Here is a 24,833-nt window from a genome sequence, read left to right as displayed (position 1 = left end):
TTCAATGTGATGTGATTGCACTGCGAAAGTGATCGCTCCGGCAGGTATCTTCTTTTCTTTTTTCTTTCAGACTTGGACTATCATGAGCCAGCAACAGACCGTAAAAGGCGTCCTTTGTGCTCTCGGCGCTTACTTTATCTGGGGTATTGCCCCGGTGTATTTCAAACTGATCCAACAGGTGCCTGCGGATGAGATCCTGACACACCGGATTATCTGGTCATTCTTTTTTATGATCCTGCTGATCACCGTGTCACGCCAGTGGCCGCGTATCCGCCAGATTATCCGCCAGCCGAAGAAAATCATGATCCTCGCGCTGACCGCCTGTATCATCGCCTCAAACTGGCTGATCTATATCTGGGCGGTAAACCACAACCATATGCTGGAAGCGAGTCTCGGGTATTTTATTAACCCGCTGGTAAACGTTCTGTTCGGGATGCTCTTTCTCGGTGAGCGTTTCCGCCGCCTGCAATGGTTTGCGGTGTGTCTCGCCTTTACCGGCGTGCTGATCCAGCTCTGGCAGTTCGGCACCGTGCCGGTGATCGGGCTGAGTCTGGCCATGACATTCGGTCTGTATGGTCTGCTGCGTAAAAAGCTGGGGGTGGATGCCCAGGCCGGTATGCTGGTGGAAACCCTGTGGCTGCTGCCGGTTGCCGGTATTTATCTGCTTTTCTTCGCCAACAGCGCTACCAGCAATATGACCATGAACAGCCTGACCCTGAATCTGCTGCTGATTGCCGCCGGGATTATCACCACCGTGCCGCTGCTGCTGTTTACTGAGGCCGCTAACCATCTGCGTCTCTCCACGCTCGGCTTCTTCCAGTACATCGGCCCGACCCTGATGTTTGTGCTGGCGACCACCGCGTATGGCGAGGCCATTTCCGCCGAACGGCTGATCACTTTCGCCTTTATCTGGGCGGGACTGATTGTCTTTACCCTGGATGCGCTGTACACCCAGCGCCACCGCTACAAAAAAGCGTGATATCCTGTGAGACAGCGCCGGATGTGCCGGTGCTGTCACCGGGAGGATAACGATGGACTGGATCACGCATCATCTGGCGGTACTGCACGGCCACCCGCTCTGGCTGCTGGCCATTTTGTTTGTTATCGCCCTGAGCAAATCCACGATTATTCTCTCTTCCGTCCTGCCGCCCGCCTCGGTCATGCTGATGACGGTGGTGACGCTGGCATTTCCGGTCGTTCCGGTGGTGATTATCTGGCTGGTAATTACGCTGGGTGCCGCTTGTGGTTCGATGATTTCGTATTATCTCGGGCGTCTGATTATCACCCGCAACTATTTTCCGGGGCTGATGGCGAAATATAAAACCGCCCTCGGCAAAGCCCAGGCACGGCTTCAGACCAGCGGGCTGCTGATCCTGTTTACCTCACGGTTTATTGCGGTGCTGCGCTATCTGATCCCGATGGCGGCCGGATTGCTGCGTTTTACACAAACCCGCGTGCTGGTGACCTGTCTGCTGTCCGCCGGGGTCTGGACCGCCCTTTACATGCTGATTGCAAAGGGCATTGAATTCACGTTTTTCTGAGGAAGGCTGTTACAGCCAGTTCTTGCGTTTGAAATAAAGATACGGCGCGAGTGCAGCGGCAACCATCACCCCGATCGCAGCGGGATACCCCAGCGACCAGTCCAGTTCCGGCATAAATTTGAAGTTCATCCCGTAACTCGATGCCACCAGTGTCGGCGGCAGGAATACTACGGAAACAACGGAGAAGATTTTGATAATGCGGCTTTGTTCGATATTGATAAAACCCATTGCCGCCTGCATCAGGAAGTTCACTTTCTGGAACAGGGATTCATTGTGCGGCAGCAGGGATTCGATATCGCGCAGGATCTCACGCGCCTGCTCCAGCTGATTGGCCGGCAGACGGGTACGGCGGACCAGGAAGTTCAGCGCACGCTGGGTATCCATCAGACACAGACGGACTTTCCAGCCGATATCTTCCTGCTCGGCCAGGGCAGACAGCGCTTTATCAAACTCATCATCCTGTTTGCCTTTCATAATCGCCCGGCTGAGCGTTTCCAGATGACTGTAGATGTTTTCGATTTCATCCGCGAGCTGCTCGATTTTGGTTTCAAACAGATCCAGCAGGATTTCGTAACCGTTGCCGTCCTGCATGGTCTGTTTACGGGCACGCATGCGATAGAGGCGGAAAGCAGGCAGTTCCCGCTCGCGCAGCGTGTATAAGCGCCCGTCACGCAGGGTAAATGCCACAGTGGAGTTTCCGGCGTGGTCGTCCGCATCTTCGTAATAGAAAAAGGAGTGGACGTGAAGCCCGTCATCGTCCTCAAAGAAACGTGCGGAGGCTTCGATATCGTCCAGTTCCGGGCTGGTTGCCAGTTCCTGGTTGAACTGCGTCTGGATCAGCTGCCGTTCATGCTCTTCCGGTTCCGAAATATCCACCCACAGCGCATCTGTCAGGGCGTCGCCCTCTTCTAAATCAAGACGTTGCAAACGCTTATTATCAACTTTAAATGCGCTCAGCATGGTGTGCGGCCTCCGGAAACGAAAGGAAAAGAAAAAGTGTGCGCATGTTATGCGCAGATGAAAAATAGTGTCAACCGGTTATTCCCCGGTTAACACTTTACTCTGCGGGAAATCAGGGTTTTTCCAGTTTGGCGTAGGAGGCCACCAGCCATTTGATCCCTTCACCCTGGAAAGCTATCTGTAAGCGGGTATGCTCACCGTTGCCTTCCATATTGATGATGGTGCCCTCGCCGAATTTCGGATGACGGACACGCTGCCCGAGGGTATAGCCGCTGTCATTGGCGGTGATCGGTGTGCCGAGCCGCTGATGGTTGACCGGGCGGGATACGGCGGCACGCAGGCGCACTTCCTCCACACACTCCGGCGGCAACTCACCGATAAAACGGGATGGCCGGTGATACACTTCTTTACCGTACAGACGGCGGGTTTCGGCATAGGTCAGGGTCAGCTTCTGCATGGCGCGGGTCACGCCGACATAAGCCAGCCGCCGCTCCTCTTCCAGACGACCGCTCTCCTCCATCGACATCATACCCGGGAACATGCCCTCTTCCACCCCGACGATAAAGACCTGCGGAAACTCCAGCCCTTTGGCGGAGTGCAGTGTCATCAGCTGGACGGCATCCTGATAGCGATCCGCCTGACCTTCGCCGGATTCCAGCGCGGCGTGGGACAGAAATGCCTGTAACGGCGTCAGCCCTTCATCAGCATCCTGATAGCTGAACTGGTTGGTTGCGGTCACCAGTTCCTCTAAGTTTTCGATCCGCGCCTGGGCTTTTTCCCCTTTTTCCTGCTCGTAGTGTGCCCGAAGACCGGAATCGCGGATCACGCGGTCAGTCTGCACATGCAGCGGCATGCCATCGGTTTCCTGTGCCAGCAGATTGATCAGTTCGAGGAAACGTCCCAGCGCGGAGGCAGCGCGTCCCGCCAGTGCTTTTTCTTCCAGCAGCACACCGCAGCTTTCCCAGAGGGTCAGTTCCCGCTCACGGGCAGTCTGACGCACCACGTCCAGGGTGCGGTCGCCGATCCCGCGTGTCGGGGTGTTCACCACGCGCTCAAATGCGGCATCGTCGTGACGGTTTGAAATCAGGCGCAGATACGCGAGTGCATCTTTGATTTCCTGGCGCTCGAAGAAGCGCTGACCGCCGTAAATACGGTACGGCAGCGCGGCCTGCAACAGTGCCTCTTCCTGTAAACGGGACTGGGCGTTGCTGCGGTAGAGAATCGCGCAGTCCGCCAGCGCACCGCCGTTTTCATGCCACTGTTTGATGCGTCCGACCACATAGCGCGCCTCATCCAGATCATTAAAGGCACAATACAGGGAGATAGGTTCGCCATCCTCGCCGTCCGTCCAGAGGTTTTTCCCCAGCCGGTCGCTGTTGTGCGAGATCAGGGCGTTTGCCGCTTTCAGGATATTGTTGGTGGAACGGTAGTTCTGTTCGAGGCGGATAGTGGTCGCGCCCGGGAAGTCTTTCAGGAAGCGCTGGATGTTTTCCACCTGCGCCCCGCGCCAGCCGTAGATAGACTGATCATCATCACCGACAATCATCACTTTGCCGGTATCCCCCGCCAGCATACGCACCCAGGCGTACTGGATGCTGTTGGTGTCCTGGAATTCGTCCACAAGGATATTGGTAAAACGGTCGCGGTAGTGCTGTAAAATCGCCGGTTTGTTGAGCCACAGTTCATGTGCGCGCAGCAGCAGTTCGGCGAAATCCACCAGCCCGGCGCGGTCACAGGCTTCCTGATACGCCTGGTAGATCCGCAGCCAGGTGGCTTCCACCGGGTTGCCGTAGCTCTCCACGTGCTGAGGCCCCAGCCCCTCATCTTTTTTGCCGTTGATATACCAGCAGCCCTGTTTGGCCGGCCACTGTTTTTCATCGAGATTCATGGCTTTGATCAGGCGGCGGATCAGGCGGATCTGGTCGTCACTGTCGAGGATCTGAAAATCCTGCGGTAATCCGGCATCAAGATGATGCGCGCGCAACAGGCGGTGTGCCAGGCCGTGGAACGTCCCGATCCACATCCCGCCCTCACTGGTGCCGACCAGCTCTTCAATACGGTGGCGCATTTCCGCCGCCGCTTTGTTGGTAAAGGTCACTGACATCACGGAAAACGGAGACGCATTCTCCACTGCCAGCAGCCAGGCGATACGGTGCACCAGCACCCGGGTTTTTCCGGAACCGGCACCCGCCAGCACCAGCATGTTTGAGCGGGGAGCCGCCACCGCTTCGCGCTGTTTATCATTAAGGCTTTCAAGCAGATAAGAGACGTCCATAATTTCCATCAGTGTTTTGTGCGGCAGCGCCGCGAAAGAAAAAGCGGCTTCCGGACAGCCGGATCCGGAAGAACTGGTTTTTTATACAGATAAAATTATAACAGTCCGGTTAAAGAATCCAACTGTGTAATTTCAATATGCGGCAGCAGGCGGGTTTCCGGGTCGTGATAAACATCGCGTCCGCCGGGGTTGATCCAGCAGGCCTGCATACCGCTGCACAGCGCACCTTCCACATCGGTATTCAGGTTATCACCGACATGCAGAATATTTTCTGCCGGGAGAGCCAGCCGCTGCGCCGCCGTGCGGTACATATCGCAGAACGGCTTGGCGCGCCCGTCAGGACCGGCTTTGAGAATAAAAGCAAAATAATCCGCCAGCCCGCATTTTTCCGGCTCCATATTGCCGTTGGTGATCGCCACCAGCGGGATTTTTGCCGCCAGTGCAGCCAGCGTATCATGCGTGGACTGCGGTACATCAATACGGCTGCGCCACTGCGCAAAATGCGCCATCACCGCATCCGCCCCGGCCTGAGCACGGGCAGCGGTATAGCCGTAATGCAGGAAAAAGGTGCGCCAGGAGAGCAGACGCCAGCGGCTGACATCATGGAAAATCGCCGGCTGCTGACGGCGGATCCGGTCACGGAACACATTAATATAGTCAGCCGGTAAGTCACTGAAACGCGGATCATACTGACGGATAAACGCAATGACCTCCTCCTCGGTTTTATCCATCACCGGACGATTATCATACAGCGTATCGTCAAGATCGAACGTCATGGCGCGGACAGGTGAAAGGGGGCGGTAAAAACGCATTACGGTTTTCCTCGTTTGGCCCGCGGATGTGCAACATCATACACATTGGCAAGATGCTGAAAATCCAGATGGGTATAGATTTGCGTGGTGGACAGATTAGCATGCCCCAGCAATTCCTGCACGGCGCGCAGGTCGCCGCTGGATTCCAGAATGTGTGTCGCAAAGGAGTGGCGCAGCTTATGCGGGTTCAGATGGCTGTTCAGCCCCTGATGCAGACCCCAGTATTCAAACCGTTTCTGCACATTACGCGCTGAGATCCGCTTACCGCTTTTGGTGGAGATAAATACGGCCCGGTCTTCCGGGTCATACAGTTCACGCAGCGGCAGCCAGCGTTCCAGACAAGACACCGCTGTTTTGCCGAGCGGCACTTTGCGCTCTTTGCTGCCCTTCCCCAGCACCCGTACTTCACCGGTGGCCAGATCAAAATCCCCGGTATTCAGCCCGACCAGTTCAGATAAACGCAGCCCCGCACCATACATCACTTCCAGCATGGTACGGTCACGCACTGTCAGCGGATCATTACTGCTGATATCCATCAGCCGGGCAATGTCATCCACATCCATATTTTTCGGCAGATGCCGTCCCTGTTTCGGGGCGCTGACCGCTTTCGCCGGATTGGCGGGCAGCAGGCCGTTACTGACCTGCCAGTCAAGAAAGGAGCGCAGGGCGGAAAGACGCAGCGCCAGACTGGCGGGCTGCAGCCCGTTGCGGCGGCTTTTCGCGGCCAGCATCCGCACGGTTGCCGGTTCCAGCTGCGCCCAGCTGCGGAGTTTGCTGCTGACCATCATGTCCGCCAGCGCGGTGAGCTGACGGCGGTAATTGGTAATCGTGACCGGACTTAACCGGCGCTCCACCCGCAGATACTGCAGAAACTGCTCTGCCGTGACCAGCAGATCATCCGCCGTGCTGTCTGTCATGCCAGTTCCACCCAGCGTTGCAGCAGCTGCGGCAGGAAATACGCGATATGTTCCAGCATGGCGGTGCCCATATCCTTCTGATAGTGCTGCTTGTCACGGCTGACAAAAATCACCACACCGAGATCATGCTGTCCGCCCAGCAGCGATACCGCCGCTGAGCCGATAAATGCACTGTCCGGCAGCAGCAGCTGAATTTCAGGGGCCGTCAGCTGCCCGAGATAATGGTTGTGATCCCCGAAACGGGAAAGGCGGATAGTTTCAAAGTGTGCGCGGGACAAGGCCAGATCCTGATGACGGAATGGTGCGCCCAGCCGCCAGCTGTCGGTAAACAGACGGATTTTGGCATGACTGAGTTTCAGCCCTTTCGCCCACTGATTCAGGCGTTCGGAAAAATCATCAAGAGAAGTGGCAGCGGACAGTGATGCCAGCAGTTTCAGCAGACGTGAAAACAGGTGTTCATTTTCGCGGGCCTGTATCATCAGCTGCATCAGATCACCGGTCAGTGTGCCGATCCGCTCACGCTGGCGTCCGAGCTGCCATTCCACCAGAGAGATCGCACCTTTTACCGGGTGCGGGATGGTCATCTCAGTGAGCTGCGCGGCATTGCGGATGAAAAAATCCGGATGTGCTTTCAGATACGCCAGCACTGCCGCATCATCCGGCTCTCCGGGGGCGGCGAATACTGCGGTATCCTGTTGACTGTCCATTGCTATTTATCCTCTTTATGATGATTAAAGATGGATAACACCATCATATACATGCGTGGCCGGGCCGGTCATAAACAAGGGTTTTCCCTCCCCTTCCCAGCTGATAAACAGAGTGCCGCCGGGTAAATCCACCTGTACATTCTCTGCCAGCAACCCCTGGCGTATCCCGACAGAGACCGCCGCGCAGGCACCGCTGCCGCAGGCCTGTGTTTCACCGACACCGCGCTCATACACCCGCAGACGGATATGGTCACGCGACAGGATCTGCATAAAGCCGATGTTTGCCCGCTCCGGGAAACGCTCGTGGCTTTCCAGAACAGGGCCGATAACCTCAACTTCCGCGGTTTCCGTGCTCTCCACCTGGATAACACAATGCGGATTGCCCATCGACACCACACCACACAGAACAGTGCGTTCCGCAGCGCGGATAATATAGGTTTTCTCTTCTTTGACCGCGCGGAACGGTACCAGCGCCGGTTCAAACACCGGCACGCCCATGTTCACGCGGACATTATCATCATCGGCGATCGTGAGCACCATGCGCCCGGATTGCGTGCTGACACGGATATCCCGCTTGTTGGTCAGCCCCTTCAGGCGGACAAACCGGGCAAAACAGCGTGCGCCATTGCCGCACTGCGCCACTTCACTGCCGTCAGCGTTAAAGATGCGGTAGTGAAAATCCAGTTCCGGGTCATAGGGGGCTTCCACCACCAGCAGCTGATCAAAGCCGACACCGGTGTGCCGGTCTGCCAGACGGCAGATAAGCTCCGGAGAAAAATAGATATTCTGGGTGACGGCGTCCACCACCATAAAATCATTACCCAGGCCGTGCATTTTGGTGAACTGCATGTTCAGATCCTGTTTGCGCCTCAGTAACCGGGATTATCCGGTGATCATTTTTGCGTTTTGCCGGTCTCAGCGTTGTCAGTCTGCACCGCAGACTGCTCTGCGGCAGGGACGCTTTTCGCGGCGGCAGGCTCTTCCGGCGGGAAGTAAAGCGGGCCTTTCAGTCCGCAGCCGGACAGGGTCAGCAGCATCACGGCGGATACCGCACAGATCATTTTTTTCTTCATTTACAGTCATGCCTGTTAATCATCAGTCAATACCCTCTATAATCGCAGTTAGATGTCGAAAAGCAAATAGGAAATGACAATGAACGATACAGAATTTCATCAGACAGCGGATACACTGCTGCAGGATATTGAAGCAAAATTAGATGATTACGACGGCGATGCGGATATTGACTGCGAAACCAACGGCGGAGTGATGACACTGAGTTTTGAAAACGGCTCAAAAATTATCATCAACAAGCAGGAAGCATTTCATCAGATCTGGCTGGCGGCGCGCAACGGCGGCTATCATTTTGATCTGAAATCAGATAAATGGATTTGTGACCGCAGCGGCGGCGAGCTGTTTACCATGCTGGCACAGGCCATCAGCGAGCAGAGCGGCGAACCGTTCAGCTTCTGAACATCAGACTGACGGCACAGAACCTGTGCCGTCGCGTGTCAGCCGCGTTGCCCGGCGGCCTGATACTGTAACGGACGGATATCCGCCCGGAAATCCGGATACGGGGCATCACGCGGCTCTTCCGTAACAGGCTGGGAGAACATCGTGCTGTGGAACGGCGTGACCTGTGTTTTACCGTCCGTTTTCAGGATCTGATAAAACTGCGGCAGATTGAAATTAATAAAGCTGGAGCCGTATGTAAAGCGGTCATGGGAAGAGGAATAGAACCGGCTGACATCCCGGATCAGATCTTCTTTGCTGCCTTCACAGCCGGAATAAATTTCCACCCGGTTTGATTCATCCAGTACATAAATATTGAAGCCGTTATCATCACGGTTTTCAAAGAAGAACTGAATAATTCCCTCGCTGGCATAGCCGTCCACCACATCCGGCAGATGACCGGTTTCCGTACTGATTTTCACCGGAAACCCGCGCAGTTTGTTGTTGGAAATCGCACCGTAGAATTCCACGGCATTTTCCAGTTTCTGCACCGAGACGTTAAGGCGCTCAAAGAACAGCCCCCAGGTCTGACCGGCCAGGCGCAGTGCCTTAAAGCGGCCCGGATCCTGACGGTTGGTGGTCAGGCGCAGCTCAATACATTCGGAAACCAGCTGGCGGATGCGGGTGCTGATCAGCCCGCGCAGGTGGCGGCTGTAGCAGAACACTTCCACACCGGACGGTGGCGCGGCATCCTGGTGCATCTTGCCGAGAATGGTTTTCAGGGCTTCCAGCACAGACTGTTCGCCGCTGAAATGCAGTGTGCGCACTTCATTCCAGGAATTGCGGTACAGCAGATCAATGCTGCCGACCAGACATTTCTGCTCCTGACCGAAGCTGAACACATCCAGCTTGCTCATATCGAAATGCACGACCTGCTCGGCGAAATCTGCAGTCGGATCCTGCTCCAGATTGACAATAATCGCCAGATGGCGGATTTCACACGGGCTGTACAGCGCGCGCGGGGTCGGGGCAGGCAGACGGATAGGGAAATTCTGTGACACATCATGCACCAGCTCGTGCAGTTTCTGCTCATCACAATGTGATTCACCGTTATGAATATAGACGCGGGTTCTGTCTGTCAGCAGGCCGTTGAAGTAAGTCCAGGAAACCAGCTTATTCAGATAGCGGTTATATTCCAGCGGCTGATGGCCGATGATGGTATGGATTGTCGGCGCCTGATTATACAGGTACCAGCCGCTGCGGTTGGCACGGCCCGGCGGAACATAGATAAAAGTCAGATTCTCTTCTGACAGATCCGGTGAAATCTGCGGATTGACCAGGGTGACTTTCCCCGGCAGTGCCTCGAACGCGGCATACAATTTTCGTGTCAGCACGCCGATATCCTGCGGGCTGGCACTGACACTCAGATTATTGCGGCGTGCAAAGCGGATAAGGTTGCGGTAACTCTGCATCATAGTATCGAGCAGTTCATTGTGAGCATCCCGCACCTGCTCAATTTTCCAGGCATTGCGGCGATCCAGCACCGCCAGCCGTTCAGGGGACCAGCCCCAGCCTTTCACCATCTCAGACAACACCTGACAACGCCAGCCGCAGCAACCGCAGGATGCGCGTTCACTGACATCCGCAGGTGGTTTCTCACAGACTTTCAGATAGAAACAACGGCGGATCAGGTCAAGACGGGTTTCGTCATTGATAGCTTTCAGGTAACGGGTGACGCGGTCGAGCATCATCGCGTAAGCATCCAGGCCGTGATGAACAATCTCACCGGCATGCAGATGCTTTTTAAACTCGGTAGCCAGAAGCTGCCCGTTCGGGTAATCCCACGAGTAAGCTTCCAGCAGTAAACTTTTGATCACGGCTTTATACGGGGAATCCACACTCTTATAAAGCTGCCACAGGCTGGCACCGAAATACTCTTCCGCCGACAGTTCGCCCAGTCCGCCCAGATCCAGCCACTCGTTCGGGGTTAAGACACCCTGCGCATAAAGGGAAAGAACATATTCATCATAGTGATGTTCTTCTTCTGCCGGGACCATGGTCCACAGCAGGCGCTTACCGGCCATCCGCACAGCGGTCCGGTAAAATTCATCGAGCAGTAAAATATGCTGGGTCGAGCCGCAGTCCTCACCGTTGAGGCTGCCGCTGGCATTATGACGGAAACGGTTTTCATCAATCAGGAAGAAGGTGACATCGATACCTTTTGCCGCAGCCCATTCTTCAATCAGTGTGCATTTGCGGCGCAGATTCTGTTTTTCATCGTGATCAAGCCAGGACTGATGACAAACCCAGATATCGAGATCAGAAGAGTGGCTTTGCCCGACAGATGAGGTACTGCCCATGGAATAAATACCGGTAATCGGCAGTTCCCCGCCGGTATTGCACGGCAGACACCCGCCGTGCTGACGGGAAAATTCCGCCAGCCAGTGTGACTGGTCATCATCGGACGCCCAGAAACAGACACCGTGCGGTACATTACCCGGCATATAGCCCGGCATATCCGGATGGTGATGATGCAACAGTACCGGCAACAGACTGTACACGTCTTTAAACGCACGACTCATCCCGATGGTCGCGCGCTCTGATCTGAGCTGATTTATTGCATCCAAACGCTGCTTGAGTGTTTCAATATAAAGATACAAAGGATTCGCCTGATTTTATTTCATGTAACTGGAAACGACCTGATGCCCGGCTTTATACGTATATGAATACAGACTGATAATCTAATGCTGAAAAATGATAAGAATCGAACCAAAGTTAAATTGCCGGAAACGTGATCAATCTAACACCTTCGGGGCAAAGGGTAAAGCTTCGCACTAAAAAAGGCACGATTACACAAAGTTGTTATCACCCGGATAACTAGTTGTAAAATATATATTTTCGTTGAAAATCACCGTGATACACACAAAAAATCTAAGGAAATATCCGGGAAATTCTGTGCGCGCCTGTTTTCGCCTGTTTTTTAACCAAAAAAGTAATGCTACTTACTCATACCCGGTGTGCTCATTTATTTTAATTATGCTATGAAATAGTTATTTAAATTAAACCTGATTAATTAATATATTTCTTATAATTACAAAATATTTTTATTATTTAAAATATGTTTTAATTATTTACTGGCAGATACCGGCCACCGGACTGAGACTATTTATTCCTGATCGTCTTTTTTTCGTTGTTATCTGCCGGGCAGGTCTCGTCACGTAACTGGAAAAATAATCAGCAAAATGATAAAACAAAGGCAGTTTTTCTTATTTTTCCGGCTGGGTTTCGCCTGAAAAACACCGGATAAAAAGACAAGGATCCCTGACAATTATCATGACCACTCAATCTCTGCGTATTGCCACCCGCCAAAGCCCGCTTGCACTGTGGCAGGCTGAATTTGTCAAACAGGAACTGGAACAGCATCATCCGGGGCTGCACGTTGAACTCGTTCCGATGGTCACCAAAGGTGACATTATTCTCGACACGCCGCTGGCGAAAGTCGGCGGTAAAGGGTTGTTTGTCAAAGAACTGGAACTGGCATTACTGGAAAAACGGGCGGATATCGCCGTGCACTCCATGAAGGATGTCCCGGTCGGTTTCCCGGACGGACTGGGGTTAGTCACTATCTGTGAGCGGGAAGATCCGCGCGATGCTTTTGTTTCCAACCATTATGACAGTATGGATGCCCTGCCGCCCGGCAGTATCGTCGGTACCTCCAGTCTGCGCCGTCAGTGCCAGTTGCGCGAACGCCGTCCTGATCTGGTGATCCGCGATCTGCGCGGCAATGTCGGTACCCGGCTGGGCAAACTGGATAACGGCGACTATGACGCTATTATCCTGGCCGTTGCCGGACTGAAACGCCTGAAACTGGATGAGCGCATCCGCTGTGCGCTGCCGCCGGAAGAGTCCCTTCCCGCTGTCGGCCAGGGTGCGGTCGGGATTGAGTGCCGCCTGGATGATGAACGCACCCGCTCACTGCTCAGCGCCCTGAATCACGCGCAGACTGATATCTGTGTCCGTGCCGAACGCGCCATGAATACCCGGCTGGAAGGGGGATGTCAGGTGCCGATCGGCAGTTATGCTATCTGGCAGGGGGATAAAATCTGGCTGCGTGCGCTGGTCGGCGCACCGGACGGCAGTGAAATTGTCCGCGGGGAACGCCTGTGCGACCCGCAGGATGCCGCCGCTGCCGGGGTTTCTCTCGCTGAGGAGCTGCTGGATAACGGTGCGCGGGCTATCCTCACGGAAGTCTATCAGGGGCATACGCCTGCATGACTATCCTGGTCACCCGTCCCTCACCGGCCGGTGAAGCCCTGGTCAGCGCTCTGTGCTCACGCGGGCAGAGAGCCCTTTCTGCCCCGCTCATCCGTATCTCTCCGGGACATGAACTGCCGCTGCTGATCGCCAAAACAGCGGCACTTTCTCCCGGAGATGCCCTTTTTCTGCTGTCAAAGAATGCGGTTTATCACGCAAATGAACAGCATATTCAACAGAATTACCTGTGGTCTGATAAGCTTTGCTATTATGGAATTGGTCAGTCAACCGCAAACTGTTTTGAACAACTGACCGGATTACCCGCCGCCTTTATGCCCGGCGGGGAAACCAGCGAGCATCTGCTGGCCCTGCCGGATTTACAGGATATGACCGGCCGCCGCGCACTTTTGCTGCGCGGTAACGGCGGCAGAGAACATCTGGCACAGACGCTGCGTGAACGGGGCGCAGTGGTGGATTACTGTGAATGCTACCGCCGCGAACCCGTAAATTACGACGGCGGGGAATGTGCCCTGTTGTGGCAGCAGCAACAGGTTCAGACGCTGGTGGTGACCAGCGGCGAAATGCTGCACCTGCTGCGGCAGCTGATACCGCCCGCGCACCTCGGCTGGCTGCTGCAATGCCGGATTATTGTTGTCAGTGACAGACTGGCAGCTATCGCACAATCACTGGGCTGGCAGAAAATTGATGTCGCCGCCGGTGCAGATAATGAAGCCTTACTTCAGGCTCTTCAATGAACAGACATGGGATGCCACGAATGACGGAACACGAGAAAAAACCCGGATCGGCCGATGTACCTGAAACACAGGATGCCGTAACCAATACCGATCCGCAGGCAGAGAAAAAAGACACGGCTGCCGGGAAAAAAGCGGCCGCGAAAAACGTCACTGATAAAGCAGCGTCTGAGAAGAAGCAGGCGGAGACGCCGGCTGCTGACAGTAAACCGGCAGATACCACAGCAAAACCGGCACCGGAAGCCCCGCAGCCCCGGAAAACCCCGCCGGCAGCTGAGGAAAAACAACCGGCCGGTTTTCTGCTCGGTGCGATCGCACTGGCGGTTATCCTGCTGGTCGGCGGTGGTGTCTGGTATGCCTCGCAGGCCGGTACACAAGCACTGTCAAAAGACCTTGCCGCAGAAAATGCACAGCTGAAATCTCAGATGGCGCAGTTGCAGCAGGAGCAACAGCAGACACAAAAACAGATGCAGGAATTTAAGGAATTTATCGCGCGGCAGTCTGCACTCAGCACACAGCAGCAGCAACAGGAAGCCGCCCTGAAACACGAGCTGGAGCTACTGCGCAGCCGTATCACCGTACTGTCGAGTACCGATGTGAAAAGCTGGCTGCTGGCTCAGGCGGATTTCCTGGTCAAAATGGCAGAGCGTAAATTGTGGAATGACCAGGACGTGGTCACCGCCATGGTGCTGCTGAAAAATGCTGATGCCAGTCTCGCAGAAATGAATGACCCGAGTCTGCTGGATGTGCGCACCGCGCTGCGTAATGATATTACGGCACTGTCCGCCGTCAGCCAGATCGATTTTGACGGCACAATCCTGCGTCTGAACCAGCTTGCCGGTCAGGTGGATAATCTGCGTCTGGATGACGGCAGCCGTGACGGCGCGCCGATGGACAGCAGTGACAGTGAAGGGCTGACGTCTTCGGTTGCGGACTGGCGCACTAACCTGACCAAAAGCTGGAAAGGGTTTATGAGTGATTTCATCACCATCCGCCGCCGCGATAATACGTCCGCCCCGCTGCTGGCTCCGAATCAGGACATTTATGTCCGTGAGAATATCCGCGCCCAGTTACTGATCGCCGCTCAGGCGGTGCCGCGTCACCAGGAAGAGAGCTACAAACAGTCACTGGATGCGGTCTCCACCTGGGTCCGTGCCTATTTCTCAGATAACGACCCGGCCAACACCGCCTTCCTGGCCGAAGTGGATGCCCTGGCCGCCCAGCCGATTTCAATGAGTGCGCCGGACAGCCTGACCAGCCAGCCGCTGCTGGATAAACTGGTACAGACCCGTATCCGCCGTCTGCTCAACGATGAAACCCCGCCACCGGCACCGGCACCGGCGGCACCGCAGCAGGCAGCTCCGGCTGCTGCACCGGCGCAACCGGCAGCAGCACCGCGACAGGAGGGATAACAGATGTTTAAAATCTTTATTCTGTTTCTTATCCTGATTGCCGGGATTATTGTCGGTCCGCTGATGGCCGGACATCAGGGTTATGTCCTGATCCAGACCAATAATTTTGATATTGAAACCAGTGTCACCGGCCTGATCATCATCTTCCTGATACTTCAGGCGGTTCTGATGCTGCTGGGCTGGTGCTGGCGCCGCCTGAAAAGCGGTAGTTCCCGCACACTCGGCTGGTTTGGCGGCCATAAACGTAACCGCGCCCGTGCGCTGACCAACGATGCCCTGCTCAAACTGGCGGAAGGGGATTTCCGGCAGGTGGAAAAATTACTGAGCCGCAGTGCGGATAACGCAGAGCAACCGCTGGTCAACTATCTGCTGGCAGCAGAAGCGGCACAGCAGCGCAGCGATAATCTCCGCGCCAATCAGTATCTGGAGCGGGCTTCCGAGCTGGCGGGGCGTCATCAGTTACCGGTGGATATCACCCGCGCCCGTATTCTGCTGAGCCGCAATGAAATTCCGGCGGCGAGAACCGCTATCGACAATCTGCTGGAAGTTGCACCGCGCCACCCGGAAGTACTTCGCCTGGCGGAACAGGTTTATGCGCGTTCCGGTGCCTGGAAATCCCTGATCGCTATTCTGCCGCAGATGAAAAAATCCGGTGAATTTACGGATGAGCAGGTGGAACAGACCGAAATCCGCGCCTGGCTCGGTATGATGCAGCAGGTTGCGGATCAGGACGGCAGCGATGCACTGCGCCACTGGTGGAAGAACCTCAGCCGCCATCTGCGCCACAACCCGGAGATGGCCGTAGCGGCCGCGCAGCACTTTATTGCCGGTAATGATATGGCGGATGCCGAAGCGGTAGTGCTCGACGGACTGAAGCGTCAGAAAGATCAGCGTCTGCTGATGCTGCTGCCGCAGATCCGGACAGACAATCCGAAAGCCATCCGCAAGGTGCTGAACCAGATGCAGAAGGAAGATGCGGATCAGCCGCTGCTCAACAGTACTCTCGGACAACTGGCCATGCAGGAAACACGCTGGGAAGATGCGGAAAAGTACTTTAAATCTGCCCTGAGCAGCCGTCAGGACACACATGATGCCGCCTGGCTGGCCGATGTGCTGGATAAGCAGAAAAAGTATGAGGAATCTGCCATGATCCGCCGTAATGCTCTGCTCAATACCCTGACATTACCGGATGAAAAAACGCCCCGTAAATAAGCACAACGGCGTTATTTTTTATCACACAGAGCCAATCCTGCCGGATTGGCTTTTTTTATACCGGCATATCATTAAAAGGGATTGACGGAACACGTTATTGATGGCAAGAATAAGACATAAAAAAACACCTATCGCGGAACGATAGGTGTATAAAATACAATCAGGTCTACAGACGGATGGTGCCTCACTCAACGTTACGTCCTGTTGCTGATGTAAAGATTTCGGGATCTTTTACATCGATAACCCGGACAATAGGCACCGAATTTAGCTCTGCGTCATCTCCGGGTTTATGAAGCTTACGCAAACATAAGAAATGAGATGAGCATCTACACCCTGATATAATGCACAAGACGTGCCAACTTTTACGCCCTCTCAATTTCCCGCGGTTCCCGTGGGTTTATTTTTTTTATCTGCCCTTCCGCTTACCAATCACTGATGTAATTCTGTCCGCAGTGTCTCTGTTTTGCGACGCTTTATGACAGCATTATTAAAATACTTATATATCAATAGATTAAATGTCTCATTTTAGCGACAAGCATTATGCTCTTTGTCGCCGAATCTATACAATACTCATAACATAATGATTTGTATTGAAATTATCAGATATCACTGACCCGGCTGTTTCACGGAAAGCCCGCGTGTTTTTGTCTGCCTGAACACCCAATCAGCATCAGCACAAACGAAACAAAAATACGCTGCGGAGCAGCAGCAGAAAGAAAAGCAGGACAGGAAAAAACAGAAACCGCAGAAACGAAAAAGCCCCGCTGTAAGCGGGGCTTTCTCTGAATATGGTCGGCGAGATAGGATTCGAACCTACGACCCACTGGTCCCAAACCAGTTGCGCTACCAAGCTGCGCTACTCGCCGAAAGGCTGACTTGTCATGATGATGGTGCGAAGGGGGGGACTTGAACCCCCACGTCCGTAAGAACACTAACACCTGAAGCTAGCGCGTCTACCAATTCCGCCACCCTCGCAGGTTCATCACTACAGTCATGTTACATGTTATTAAATGGGGTGGCTAATGGGACTCGAACCCACGACGACTGGAATCACAATCCAGGGCTCTACCAACTGAGCTATAGCCACCATAACATCGCAACATTTTACTACTTACAACAACGAAATACTATACCGTAACTCTTACACGCATAATGGCGCGCCCGACAGGATTCGAACCTGAGACCTCTGCCTCCGGAGGGCAGCGCTCTATCCAGCTGAGCTACGGGCGCTTTGCGCCGTTGCGGGAGAGGATAGTACGGATTTCTCATCCGTCTGTCCAGTGCTTTTTTTCACAAATGTATTGTTTGCTCAGTCTTTGCCCGCTTTGCTGATAAAGAGAGCATTTTCCCGCAAAAAGCCGCCCGGACAGGGGCAATTATAATTTATTACCGTAGTAATAACCCAGAAATTTCAGCAGTTTTAACTGACGGCGGAAGCGGGTCGGTTGTGATAACAGGCGGTAAAGCCACTCCAGCCCCATGTTCTGCCACACCTTCGGCGCACGCTTCACATGACCGGTAAAGACATCATACGTACCGCCCACCCCCATATACAGGGCATCCGGGTGGATCTTACGGCAGTCGCGCATAAAGATTTCCTGTTTCGGTGAGCCCATGGCCACTGTCACAATTTTTGCGCCGCTGTCGCGGATGCGTTCAAACAGGGCATCACGCTGTTCTGCGGTAAAATAACCGTCCTGTGTGCCCGCCAGATTGACATTCCACTGTGCTTTCAGTTTGGCTTCGGTTTCCGCCAGCACTTCCGGTTTGCCGCCGACCAGAAACACCGGTGTGTTTTCCTGCCCGGCGCGTTCCATCAGCCCTTCCCACAAATCCGCCCCGGCAATCCGGGCGACATCCGCCTGCGGGTATTTGCGGCGGATAGCACGGACAATGCTGATCCCGTCCGCATACAGATATTCCGCGTTGCTCAGCAGTGTGTGCAGCGCCTCATCCTGTTCGGCAGTCATGACTTTTTCGGCATTAATGGCCACCAGCGTACCGGTTCTGATCTGTCCGTCCTTAAACAGATAATCCAGAAAATGTGCCTGATTCCGGAAACCCTGAATCGGGTGGTTACGGATAGAATACTGCGGGATATTTTCCGCGCTGCCGGCATCAGAAGATAACGGTTCCATGCTAATTCCTTACGATGAAAGACGGGTGCGTTTGCCCTTTGAAATCACATAATGGCGGATAAGCCCGGCCGTTTCGAACAGCCAGTACAGTAATTTCGCCACCACCAGACAAAAGCCGAAAATAAGACAGAAAAACACCACGCGGGAAACGAATGAATCCATTCCTTCGCGGGCCAGCACAATCATGTTAAATATCGCGCCGAAACAAAATGCATGCAGAATGGCCGCTTTGTAACGGTTTGTCTCCCGTTTGCCCAGCTCATACAGCCAGTCGAACCATTTGATTATCAGCCCGACCACCACCGCACCGAGCGGGATAAACCAGAAGCCGCCCATCACCACCAGTGAGCCGATCAGTGTCGGGGATATCGCTAATCCGGAATGGTTATTCAGCACTTCCCAGGTAAAATAGTTTGCTGCATTGAGTACAGTATCCGGGCGATCCGGCCACAGCCAGGACGGGATAAAGACATAGAAGTCACGGATAATCGGCGCCAGCCCCTGGAACTCAATTTTGTCGTAGTTATTCAGCAGCAGGCCGAGATTTTCCCACGGTGAGAAGGTATCGCGGGTCAGATAGAGGAACGTGTAAAACGCCTCCGCCCCGCTGACATCCAGGCTGTAGCGTTTGAGTGCCAGCCAGAACATCCCCACCACGCCGAAGACCCCGGCGCTGACCAGCATCCACAGCGAAATCCAGCCGCGCACAATGCCGATAAACAGAAACAGCGCAAACGCGATAATAATGTTGGCGCGGGTACCGCCGACAATCACATAAGTCATAATCCCGAACGCCACCGTGGTGATCAGGAAGAAAATCCAGCGCCGGAATGTCGGTTTCAGGAAGAATACCACCAGCATCGCCGGGATAAAGAAGTAGAAAAAGCGTTTTAAAGCCACGCCGGTGACCTGGCTCGAGAAAATCTGACTGTAGGTTTTCAGCTTAAACAGCAGCAGCCCGTTTTCCATAAAGAAAATACCGGCAGTCGCGACAGCAATCGCCGCCAGCAGCAGCCAGGTGAGCTGGGTTTCTGTTTTGTTCATGGAAAACAGTGGTGTGCCGCTGTAAACCGCGTCGGGTCTGCGCAGCCGGGTTTTATACGCCACATAATAAATGGCATAGAAACTGACTGACGCCAGCAGCGCCTGCAACAGCGCAGACGGCGGCACCACCTGCACATCAAACTGGAACACCAGCGCAAAGGTAAACGGGAAGCCGAAAAAGAAGGTCAGCAGATAGAGCATGGAGAAAAAGATATTAAAACTGAAGCGGACCCGGCGGAACTCGCGGTAGGTCAGCAGCAGAATAAAGGCCAGCGAGATAAACCAGACGGCAAACAGCCCGATGAAATCAAACTGACTCATGCCTGTTTCTCCTGCGCGGCGGCCAGTGCCTGCTCCCAGCCCTGCACAAAGTTCGGGCTGAAAAAGGCAATTTTTTCACGATCCAGCGCGAACAGCTGCTCCCGCGCCTGCGCCACCACATCCGGTGTCACATCATCACCGTAAAACAACACCGGCACCTGCTGCTCGGTCATATCCTGCCAGAACGGGTTCTGACGGCTTATCACAAACGGAATACCGAACTGGATCAGCAGACACAGTGTGCCGATCCCCTGCTGGCGGTTAAAAATAAAGTAGCCGAGGTCGCATTGTTTCAGCAGATTCAGATAGATATCAAAATCCATCTTGTCTTTCAGGATCTCCGTCTGCTGCTGAGGGAACAACTGCTGTGCGAAAGCATCCACTTCGGTAATATAGTCACTGTTGTTTTCCGGATAACCCATCGGGATGATAATTTTCACCTTATCGCCGAACTGCTCATGAATGCGCGTCAGCGCCTCTTTATGGCGGTTTGAGCGGTCACCCGAGTTACCCAGCAGGATCATCATATTATCGTCACCACGCGGCTCAGGCGGCGTTAAAACCGTCAGAGAGGGATCCATCCGCGTCGGAAAATAGAGCAGGTCAGCCGGGATCTTCGGGCAGAACTGGGCAAAATAGTTTAAATCGCCGCGCGTGCCGAACACATGGCCGACCCGCTTCTGTGCCAGGCGGCGCAGATGATAAAACAGTCTGAATTTCAGCTGACGGGAATCCTCATACAGATCCGCGCCCCAGATATGCCAGTAAAACTGATAACGTTTAATTTTTCCTGACAATAATGCCAGCCAGATCAGGGCATTAAACTGACCATGGAAGAAAAACCGGCACTGCCGGTCACGTTTTGCTTTCGCGGTGACGGCATTCGCCAGGCTTTTTTTATCCGGCCAGACATCCAGTTCCAGGTTGGGATATTGCGCCAGAAGCTGCCCGGCGGTGGAAACAACCATAAATTCAGGCATTTCCTCACGCGGCAGCTGCGGTGCCAGCACATCATTGAAGAAGCGCAGCACGGTCTGGTTATGATGCGGGATATCAGATCCTAAAACGTGAATTAAAGTTGTCATGCTCGCCTGCAATAGATCAGAAATACGCTACAACACAAAAGGAAGTAGATAATATATGTCAGCATATAGGCCTGTGCCGCGCCGACAGCACCGTGTGCCGGAATCAGCCAGTACGCGGACAGCGTCAGTAAAGCAAACTGGGTCACTTCCGTGAGGATATAAAACCGCAGTGCGGCTTTGGCAATCACCAGATAACCGAAAACGTAAGCGCCCACTTTCAGGACATCACCGACCAGCTGCCAGGCAAACAGGTCGCGCATGCCGGTAAATTTATCCGTGAACAGCAGCCAGATAGCAAAATCGCGCAGCAGCCAGACCATAAAACTGGCCGCAGCCACCGCCGGTAACACAAATTTCAGTGATTTGATGATCTCACGGCGGATATCACTTTTTGCCTGTAACCGCGATAACGTCGGCAGCAGATAGACAGAAAACGATGCGGTAATAAACTGGAGGTAGGCATCCGAAATACTGGTCACGCCGCCCCATATCCCCACTTCCTCCCAGCTGTAGCGGGAGGCCAGCAGGTTCCGCATCATGATGTACGCCACCGGCAGAGTAACTGCGGTCATCAGCGCCATCAGGGTGAATTTCCCCAGATGGGAGGCAATCGCCCGGTCCCAGGCCGGTTTCAGCTCGGAAAGCGGAAAATGGCGGCGGCGCAGCAGCATGGCAAACGCCGGGATAATAATCAGTGCCGGTACCAGTGCAAGCCCGGCCAGTGCGCCGTCATAGCCCCACCAGTGCTGGCAGAGGTAATACGCCGTTACGCCGATCAGACTGCCTGCGATCAGTGCCAGCGCATTGCCGGACGCATCCCGGTATCCTTTGATAATCGCGAGAAAATAGTTGGCGTAAGCAATACCCATCTGGATAAAGGCCACCGCCGCAACCACATCCTGATAAGCGTCATTGCCGTCAAACAGCGCCATGCTGATCGGCCTGCTGAACAGCAGAAACACAAGCGCCAGCAGTGTCGAGAACACCAGGATCAGGGTTGAGGACGTGCCTAACACCGCCCGGCGTTTTTCCGCATCATCACGGTGCTCGGCGATATATTTGGTCACGCCGTTAAAAATACCGGCGCCTGACAGTACTCCCAGCACCGTAATCAGCTGGCGGAAGTTCAGGGCCTGACCGATACCGGCCGGGCCGAATGTCAGCGCCATTAATTTAATGACCAGCAGCCCCGCCCCGATTTTTATCAGGGTGGAGCCTGCGGTCCAGACAGAGGCTTTGGCTAAGGACATACTACGCGAAAAAGCCCTTAATCAGGTGGATCACACGCTGCTGCTCGTCTTCTGTCATGTTGTAGAACATCGGCAGACGTACCAGGCGCTCGCTTTCACGGGTGGTAAAGATATCCTTACCGTCAAAACGGCCGAACTCCATACCTGCCGGGCAGCTGTGCAGCGGCACATAATGGAATACGGTCAGCACGTCATTGGCTTTCATGTATTCGCTGAATGCAGTGCGCTCTGCCACATCTTTCAGTTTGATGTAGAACATGTGCGCGTTCTGCTCCAGATTCTCCGGAACAACCGGCAGCGTCAGCAGGCCATCCTGCGCCAGCGGGGTCAGGGCATCATAGTAAATCTGCCAGAATGCCAGACGGCGCTCGTTGATTTTCTCCGCTTCTTCCAGCTGAGCCCACAGGTATGCGGCCTGTAAGTCAGACATCAGGTAGCTGGAGCCGATATCACGCCAGGTGTATTTATCCACCTGTCCGCGGAAGAATTCACTGCGGTTGGTGCCTTTCTCACGGATGATTTCCGCACGGCCAATCATTGCAGGATCGTTAATCAGGGTGGCACCCCCCTCTCCGCCGGAGGAGTAGTTTTTGGTTTCGTGGAAGCTGTAGCAGCCGATATGACCGATAGAGCCCAGCGCGCGGCCTTTGTAAGTTGACATCACGCCCTGCGCGGCATCTTCCACCACAAAGAGGTTATATTTCTTCGCCAGCGCCATGATGATGTCCATTTCACAGGCCACGCCTGCGTAATGCACCGGTACAATGGCTTTGGTTTTATCAGTGATAGCCGCTTCGATTTTGGTTTCATCGATATTCATGGTGTCCGGACGGATATCAACAAACACCACTTTCGCACCGCGCAGCACAAAGGCGTTGGAGGTGGAGACGAAGGTATAGCTCGGCATGATGACTTCATCACCCGGCTGAATATTCAGCAGGATTGCCGCCATTTCCAGTGAGGCGGTACAGGACGGGGTCAGCAGAACTTTAGCGCTGCCGAACCGTTTTTCCATCCACTCTTCGCATTTTTTGGTGAACGAACCGTCACCGCACAGCTTGCCGCTTTTCATGGCCTGCTGCATATATTCAACTTCAGTGCCGACTACAGGTGGTTTATTAAATGGAATCATTGCATCCTCGGTATAACCAGTAGGCAGTGCTGTCAACCGCACCACCGCTTTTTGTATAAAGGCGCATTGCCGCAAGATTACTGAGTTGTGTTGCCACCCGTAATATCCGGCAGTGATGTTCTGCACACCACTGTTGCGCCGCCGACATTAATTTCAGGCCGATACCCTGACCCTGATTGCCCGGCAGTACCGCCAGCAGCCCGATACGGGCGCTGTGTTCATCTGTCTGACGGAGAGTGACAAACCCGGCAATCTCATTGTTTTTATTGCGGATCAGCAGACAATCTTTATCGAATGTCCCGCGTACCGCTTTTTCCGCCCACACCGCATAAAAGCGGGCGCTGTCATCCGGCCGGTACCACGGGGCACGGAAACGGCTCTGGCTGAAAACCTGTGCCGCCGCCTGTTTTATCACCGGGATATCCGTTTCATCCGCATAACAGAGTGTACTGGCAGACACTGCATTTTCTGTGCCACTCTTGAGTGACAATGCAAAATCCACCTCACTTTCTGCGAGGGAGAAGCCGAGTGCCGATAAACCGTCCAGTGCCGCGTTATCCCCGGCACTGATTTTGGCCTGCACCAGATCGTACGGCGCAAAATCTGCCGCAGACAGTGGTGCTGCGTCCGGAGAAAATGCCAGTTTTGCCGTTTTCAGGGCAAAAAAATCACTTTCCCAGGCGAGGTGCTCAATACTGGCGCGGACGGACATGAAGTAAATTCTTCAGATACTGACCATAACCGGTCTTCGCCAGCTGACGGGCGGATTCTGCCACCTGTTCGTCATTCAGCCAGCCGTTGCGCCAGGCAATCTCTTCCAGACAGGCAATTTTAAAGCCCTGACGTTTTTCAACGGTCTGCACAAAGGTGCTGGCTTCAATCAGGCTGTCATGGGTGCCGGTGTCCAGCCAGGCAAAACCACGGCCGAGCAGCTCAACATTCAGTTCACCGCGCTCCAGATACATCTGGTTGATACTGGTGATTTCCAGTTCGCCGCGCTCAGACGGCTTCACCTGCTTCGCGATATCAACCACCTGATTATCATAGAAATACAATCCGGTAACCGCCCAGTTGGATTTCGGATGAGCCGGTTTTTCTTCTATCGACAGGGCACGGAATTCATCATCAAACTCCACTACACCGAAACGTTCCGGGTCCATCACCTGATAGCCGAAAACAGTCGCTCCCTGTGTCCGGGCAGCGACACTTTTCAGTTTCGGACTGAATGCATGGCCGAAGAAAATATTATCGCCCAGCACCAGACTGCAGCTGTCATCACCGATAAATTCCTCACCGATGATAAAGGCCTGTGCCAGGCCATCCGGTGACGGCTGTTCGGCATAGCTCAGAGAGATACCAAACTGATCACCGTTACCCAGCAGACGGCGGAATGATGGTAAATCTTCCGGCGTGGAGATGATCAGAACCTCGCGGATCCCGGCCAGCATCAGCACAGACAGCGGATAGTAGATCATCGGTTTGTCGTAAATCGGCAGCAGCTGTTTTGACACCCCGCGGGTGATCGGGTGCAACCGTGTTCCGGAGCCGCCCGCCAGAATAATTCCTTTCATA

At 54.2% G+C, this 24,833-nt stretch carries 22 protein-coding genes and 4 tRNA genes; 7 read left to right on the top strand and 19 right to left on the bottom strand.

The window, feature by feature from the left end; all coding sequences use genetic code 11:
* The first annotated feature begins 82 nt into the window (after positions 1-82).
* A complete protein-coding gene (rarD, locus tag U868_RS0118740; protein ID WP_025154634.1) occupies positions 83-979 on the top strand; it encodes an EamA family transporter RarD in 897 nt (298 codons plus the stop codon).
* A 52-nt stretch (positions 980-1,031) separates the two neighbouring features.
* Entirely contained in the window at positions 1,032-1,541 is a 510-nt protein-coding gene (locus U868_RS0118735; RefSeq protein ID WP_025154633.1) for a DedA family protein, read from the top strand.
* A gap of 9 nt (positions 1,542-1,550) precedes the next feature.
* Here U868_RS0118735 and corA read toward each other — a convergent pair whose 3' ends face one another.
* From corA to lptM, 7 genes are all read right to left on the bottom strand, one after another.
* Positions 1,551-2,501 carry a magnesium/cobalt transporter CorA gene (gene corA / locus U868_RS0118730; RefSeq protein ID WP_025154632.1) on the bottom strand — a complete coding sequence of 317 codons (951 nt, stop codon included), beginning with the start codon at positions 2,499-2,501 and terminating at the stop codon, positions 1,551-1,553.
* Between the two features lie 112 nt (positions 2,502-2,613).
* The gene (uvrD, locus tag U868_RS0118725) at positions 2,614-4,785 is read right to left on the bottom strand and encodes a DNA helicase II (protein ID WP_025154631.1); all 2,172 of its coding nucleotides are present in this window, start codon (positions 4,783-4,785) and stop codon (positions 2,614-2,616) included.
* An 86-nt stretch (positions 4,786-4,871) separates the two neighbouring features.
* Complete coding sequence (yigB, locus tag U868_RS0118720) at positions 4,872-5,588, bottom strand: 5-amino-6-(5-phospho-D-ribitylamino)uracil phosphatase YigB (RefSeq protein ID WP_025154630.1); 717 nt, start codon at positions 5,586-5,588, stop codon at positions 4,872-4,874.
* Entirely contained in the window at positions 5,588-6,505 is a 918-nt protein-coding gene (gene xerC / locus U868_RS0118715) for a tyrosine recombinase XerC (RefSeq protein ID WP_025154629.1), read from the bottom strand. The genes yigB and xerC overlap by 1 nt, the downstream gene beginning before the upstream one ends.
* Positions 6,502-7,212 carry a DUF484 family protein gene (locus U868_RS0118710; RefSeq protein ID WP_025154628.1) on the bottom strand — a complete coding sequence of 237 codons (711 nt, stop codon included), beginning with the start codon at positions 7,210-7,212 and terminating at the stop codon, positions 6,502-6,504. Before U868_RS0118710 ends, xerC begins: the two co-directional genes overlap by 4 nt.
* 24 nt (positions 7,213-7,236) lie before the next feature.
* Positions 7,237-8,061, bottom strand: coding sequence for a diaminopimelate epimerase (gene dapF, locus U868_RS0118705; RefSeq protein WP_025154627.1), 825 nt, complete (start codon positions 8,059-8,061; stop codon positions 7,237-7,239).
* Positions 8,062-8,105: 44 nt separating this feature from the next.
* Positions 8,106-8,285 (bottom strand): LPS translocon maturation chaperone LptM, encoded by a 180-nt coding sequence (gene lptM / locus U868_RS0118700; protein WP_025154626.1) that lies wholly within the window; start codon positions 8,283-8,285, stop codon positions 8,106-8,108.
* Between the two features lie 79 nt (positions 8,286-8,364).
* Here lptM and cyaY point away from each other — a divergent pair, with 79 nt between their 5' ends.
* Positions 8,365-8,682 carry an iron donor protein CyaY gene (gene cyaY / locus U868_RS0118695; protein WP_025154625.1) on the top strand — a complete coding sequence of 106 codons (318 nt, stop codon included), beginning with the start codon at positions 8,365-8,367 and terminating at the stop codon, positions 8,680-8,682.
* 38 nt (positions 8,683-8,720) lie between these two features.
* Here cyaY and U868_RS0118690 read toward each other — a convergent pair whose 3' ends face one another.
* Positions 8,721-11,321, bottom strand: a complete 2,601-nt coding sequence (locus U868_RS0118690) for a class I adenylate cyclase (RefSeq protein WP_025154624.1) — start codon at positions 11,319-11,321, stop codon at positions 8,721-8,723.
* Positions 11,322-11,994: 673 nt separating this feature from the next.
* Between U868_RS0118690 and hemC the strand changes: the two genes are divergently transcribed.
* Genes hemC through U868_RS0118665 form a run of 4 tightly spaced genes read left to right on the top strand, consistent with a single transcriptional unit; the run spans position 11,995 to position 16,291 of the window.
* Entirely contained in the window at positions 11,995-12,936 is a 942-nt protein-coding gene (gene hemC / locus U868_RS0118680; RefSeq protein ID WP_025154623.1) for a hydroxymethylbilane synthase, read from the top strand.
* Entirely contained in the window at positions 12,933-13,670 is a 738-nt protein-coding gene (locus U868_RS0118675) for a uroporphyrinogen-III synthase (RefSeq protein WP_025154622.1), read from the top strand. The genes hemC and U868_RS0118675 overlap by 4 nt, the downstream gene beginning before the upstream one ends.
* A gap of 20 nt (positions 13,671-13,690) precedes the next feature.
* Positions 13,691-15,079, top strand: a complete 1,389-nt coding sequence (hemX, locus tag U868_RS0118670; protein WP_025154621.1) for a uroporphyrinogen-III C-methyltransferase — start codon at positions 13,691-13,693, stop codon at positions 15,077-15,079.
* Between the two features lie 3 nt (positions 15,080-15,082).
* Positions 15,083-16,291: a heme biosynthesis HemY N-terminal domain-containing protein gene (locus U868_RS0118665; protein ID WP_025154620.1), complete on the top strand. Its 1,209-nt coding sequence runs from the start codon at positions 15,083-15,085 to the stop codon at positions 16,289-16,291.
* Positions 16,292-17,080: 789 nt separating this feature from the next.
* Here the strand turns inward: U868_RS0118665 and U868_RS0118660 are convergent.
* The 11 genes from U868_RS0118660 to rfbA all read right to left on the bottom strand — a co-directional run bounded on the left by U868_RS0118660 (position 17,081) and on the right by rfbA (position 24,832).
* Positions 17,081-17,157 (bottom strand) — tRNA-Pro (locus U868_RS0118660).
* Between the two features lie 22 nt (positions 17,158-17,179).
* Positions 17,180-17,266, bottom strand: a tRNA-Leu gene (locus U868_RS0118655).
* A gap of 36 nt (positions 17,267-17,302) precedes the next feature.
* Positions 17,303-17,378: transfer RNA gene (locus U868_RS0118650), tRNA-His, on the bottom strand.
* A gap of 66 nt (positions 17,379-17,444) precedes the next feature.
* Positions 17,445-17,521: transfer RNA gene (locus tag U868_RS0118645), tRNA-Arg, on the bottom strand.
* 146 nt (positions 17,522-17,667) lie between these two features.
* Positions 17,668-18,429, bottom strand: a complete 762-nt coding sequence (gene wecG, locus U868_RS0118640; protein WP_025154619.1) for a lipopolysaccharide N-acetylmannosaminouronosyltransferase — start codon at positions 18,427-18,429, stop codon at positions 17,668-17,670.
* Between the two features lie 9 nt (positions 18,430-18,438).
* Complete coding sequence (gene wzyE, locus U868_RS0118635) at positions 18,439-19,794, bottom strand: ECA oligosaccharide polymerase (RefSeq protein ID WP_025154618.1); 1,356 nt, start codon at positions 19,792-19,794, stop codon at positions 18,439-18,441.
* Entirely contained in the window at positions 19,791-20,879 is a 1,089-nt protein-coding gene (locus U868_RS0118630; RefSeq protein WP_025154617.1) for a TDP-N-acetylfucosamine:lipid II N-acetylfucosaminyltransferase, read from the bottom strand. The genes wzyE and U868_RS0118630 overlap by 4 nt, the downstream gene beginning before the upstream one ends.
* Entirely contained in the window at positions 20,876-22,129 is a 1,254-nt protein-coding gene (gene wzxE, locus U868_RS0118625) for a lipid III flippase WzxE (protein WP_025154616.1), read from the bottom strand. The genes U868_RS0118630 and wzxE overlap by 4 nt, the downstream gene beginning before the upstream one ends.
* Before the next feature lies 1 nt (position 22,130).
* A complete protein-coding gene (rffA, locus tag U868_RS0118620) occupies positions 22,131-23,261 on the bottom strand; it encodes a dTDP-4-amino-4,6-dideoxygalactose transaminase (RefSeq protein ID WP_025154615.1) in 1,131 nt (376 codons plus the stop codon).
* Positions 23,248-23,973: a dTDP-4-amino-4,6-dideoxy-D-galactose acyltransferase gene (gene rffC, locus U868_RS0118615; RefSeq protein WP_025154614.1), complete on the bottom strand. Its 726-nt coding sequence runs from the start codon at positions 23,971-23,973 to the stop codon at positions 23,248-23,250. The genes rffA and rffC overlap by 14 nt, the downstream gene beginning before the upstream one ends.
* Positions 23,951-24,832: a glucose-1-phosphate thymidylyltransferase RfbA gene (gene rfbA / locus U868_RS0118610; protein WP_025154613.1), complete on the bottom strand. Its 882-nt coding sequence runs from the start codon at positions 24,830-24,832 to the stop codon at positions 23,951-23,953. The genes rffC and rfbA overlap by 23 nt, the downstream gene beginning before the upstream one ends.
* Between the last annotated feature and the right edge of the window lies 1 nt (position 24,833).

This window comes from Morganella morganii H1r, assembly GCF_000633515.1.
Lineage (GTDB): Bacteria > Pseudomonadota > Gammaproteobacteria > Enterobacterales > Enterobacteriaceae > Morganella > Morganella morganii_B.
This window is presented reverse-complemented; position numbering and strand designations above follow the sequence as displayed.

Coding starts and splice junctions, on each gene's coding strand:
- rarD (WP_025154634.1), top strand. CDS start 83: ATGAGCCAGCAACAGACCGTAAAAGGCGTCCTTTGTGCTCTCGGCGCT.
- U868_RS0118735 (WP_025154633.1), top strand. CDS start 1,032: ATGGACTGGATCACGCATCATCTGGCGGTACTGCACGGCCACCCGCTC.
- corA (WP_025154632.1), bottom strand. CDS start 2,501: ATGCTGAGCGCATTTAAAGTTGATAATAAGCGTTTGCAACGTCTTGAT.
- uvrD (WP_025154631.1), bottom strand. CDS start 4,785: ATGGAAATTATGGACGTCTCTTATCTGCTTGAAAGCCTTAATGATAAA.
- yigB (WP_025154630.1), bottom strand. CDS start 5,588: ATGCGTTTTTACCGCCCCCTTTCACCTGTCCGCGCCATGACGTTCGAT.
- xerC (WP_025154629.1), bottom strand. CDS start 6,505: ATGACAGACAGCACGGCGGATGATCTGCTGGTCACGGCAGAGCAGTTT.
- U868_RS0118710 (WP_025154628.1), bottom strand. CDS start 7,212: ATGGACAGTCAACAGGATACCGCAGTATTCGCCGCCCCCGGAGAGCCG.
- dapF (WP_025154627.1), bottom strand. CDS start 8,061: ATGCAGTTCACCAAAATGCACGGCCTGGGTAATGATTTTATGGTGGTG.
- lptM (WP_025154626.1), bottom strand. CDS start 8,285: ATGAAGAAAAAAATGATCTGTGCGGTATCCGCCGTGATGCTGCTGACC.
- cyaY (WP_025154625.1), top strand. CDS start 8,365: ATGAACGATACAGAATTTCATCAGACAGCGGATACACTGCTGCAGGAT.
- hemC (WP_025154623.1), top strand. CDS start 11,995: ATGACCACTCAATCTCTGCGTATTGCCACCCGCCAAAGCCCGCTTGCA.
- U868_RS0118675 (WP_025154622.1), top strand. CDS start 12,933: ATGACTATCCTGGTCACCCGTCCCTCACCGGCCGGTGAAGCCCTGGTC.
- hemX (WP_025154621.1), top strand. CDS start 13,691: ATGACGGAACACGAGAAAAAACCCGGATCGGCCGATGTACCTGAAACA.
- U868_RS0118665 (WP_025154620.1), top strand. CDS start 15,083: ATGTTTAAAATCTTTATTCTGTTTCTTATCCTGATTGCCGGGATTATT.
- wecG (WP_025154619.1), bottom strand. CDS start 18,429: ATGGAACCGTTATCTTCTGATGCCGGCAGCGCGGAAAATATCCCGCAG.
- wzyE (WP_025154618.1), bottom strand. CDS start 19,794: ATGAGTCAGTTTGATTTCATCGGGCTGTTTGCCGTCTGGTTTATCTCG.
- U868_RS0118630 (WP_025154617.1), bottom strand. CDS start 20,879: ATGACAACTTTAATTCACGTTTTAGGATCTGATATCCCGCATCATAAC.
- wzxE (WP_025154616.1), bottom strand. CDS start 22,129: ATGTCCTTAGCCAAAGCCTCTGTCTGGACCGCAGGCTCCACCCTGATA.
- rffA (WP_025154615.1), bottom strand. CDS start 23,261: ATGATTCCATTTAATAAACCACCTGTAGTCGGCACTGAAGTTGAATAT.
- rffC (WP_025154614.1), bottom strand. CDS start 23,973: ATGTCCGTCCGCGCCAGTATTGAGCACCTCGCCTGGGAAAGTGATTTT.
- rfbA (WP_025154613.1), bottom strand. CDS start 24,832: ATGAAAGGAATTATTCTGGCGGGCGGCTCCGGAACACGGTTGCACCCG.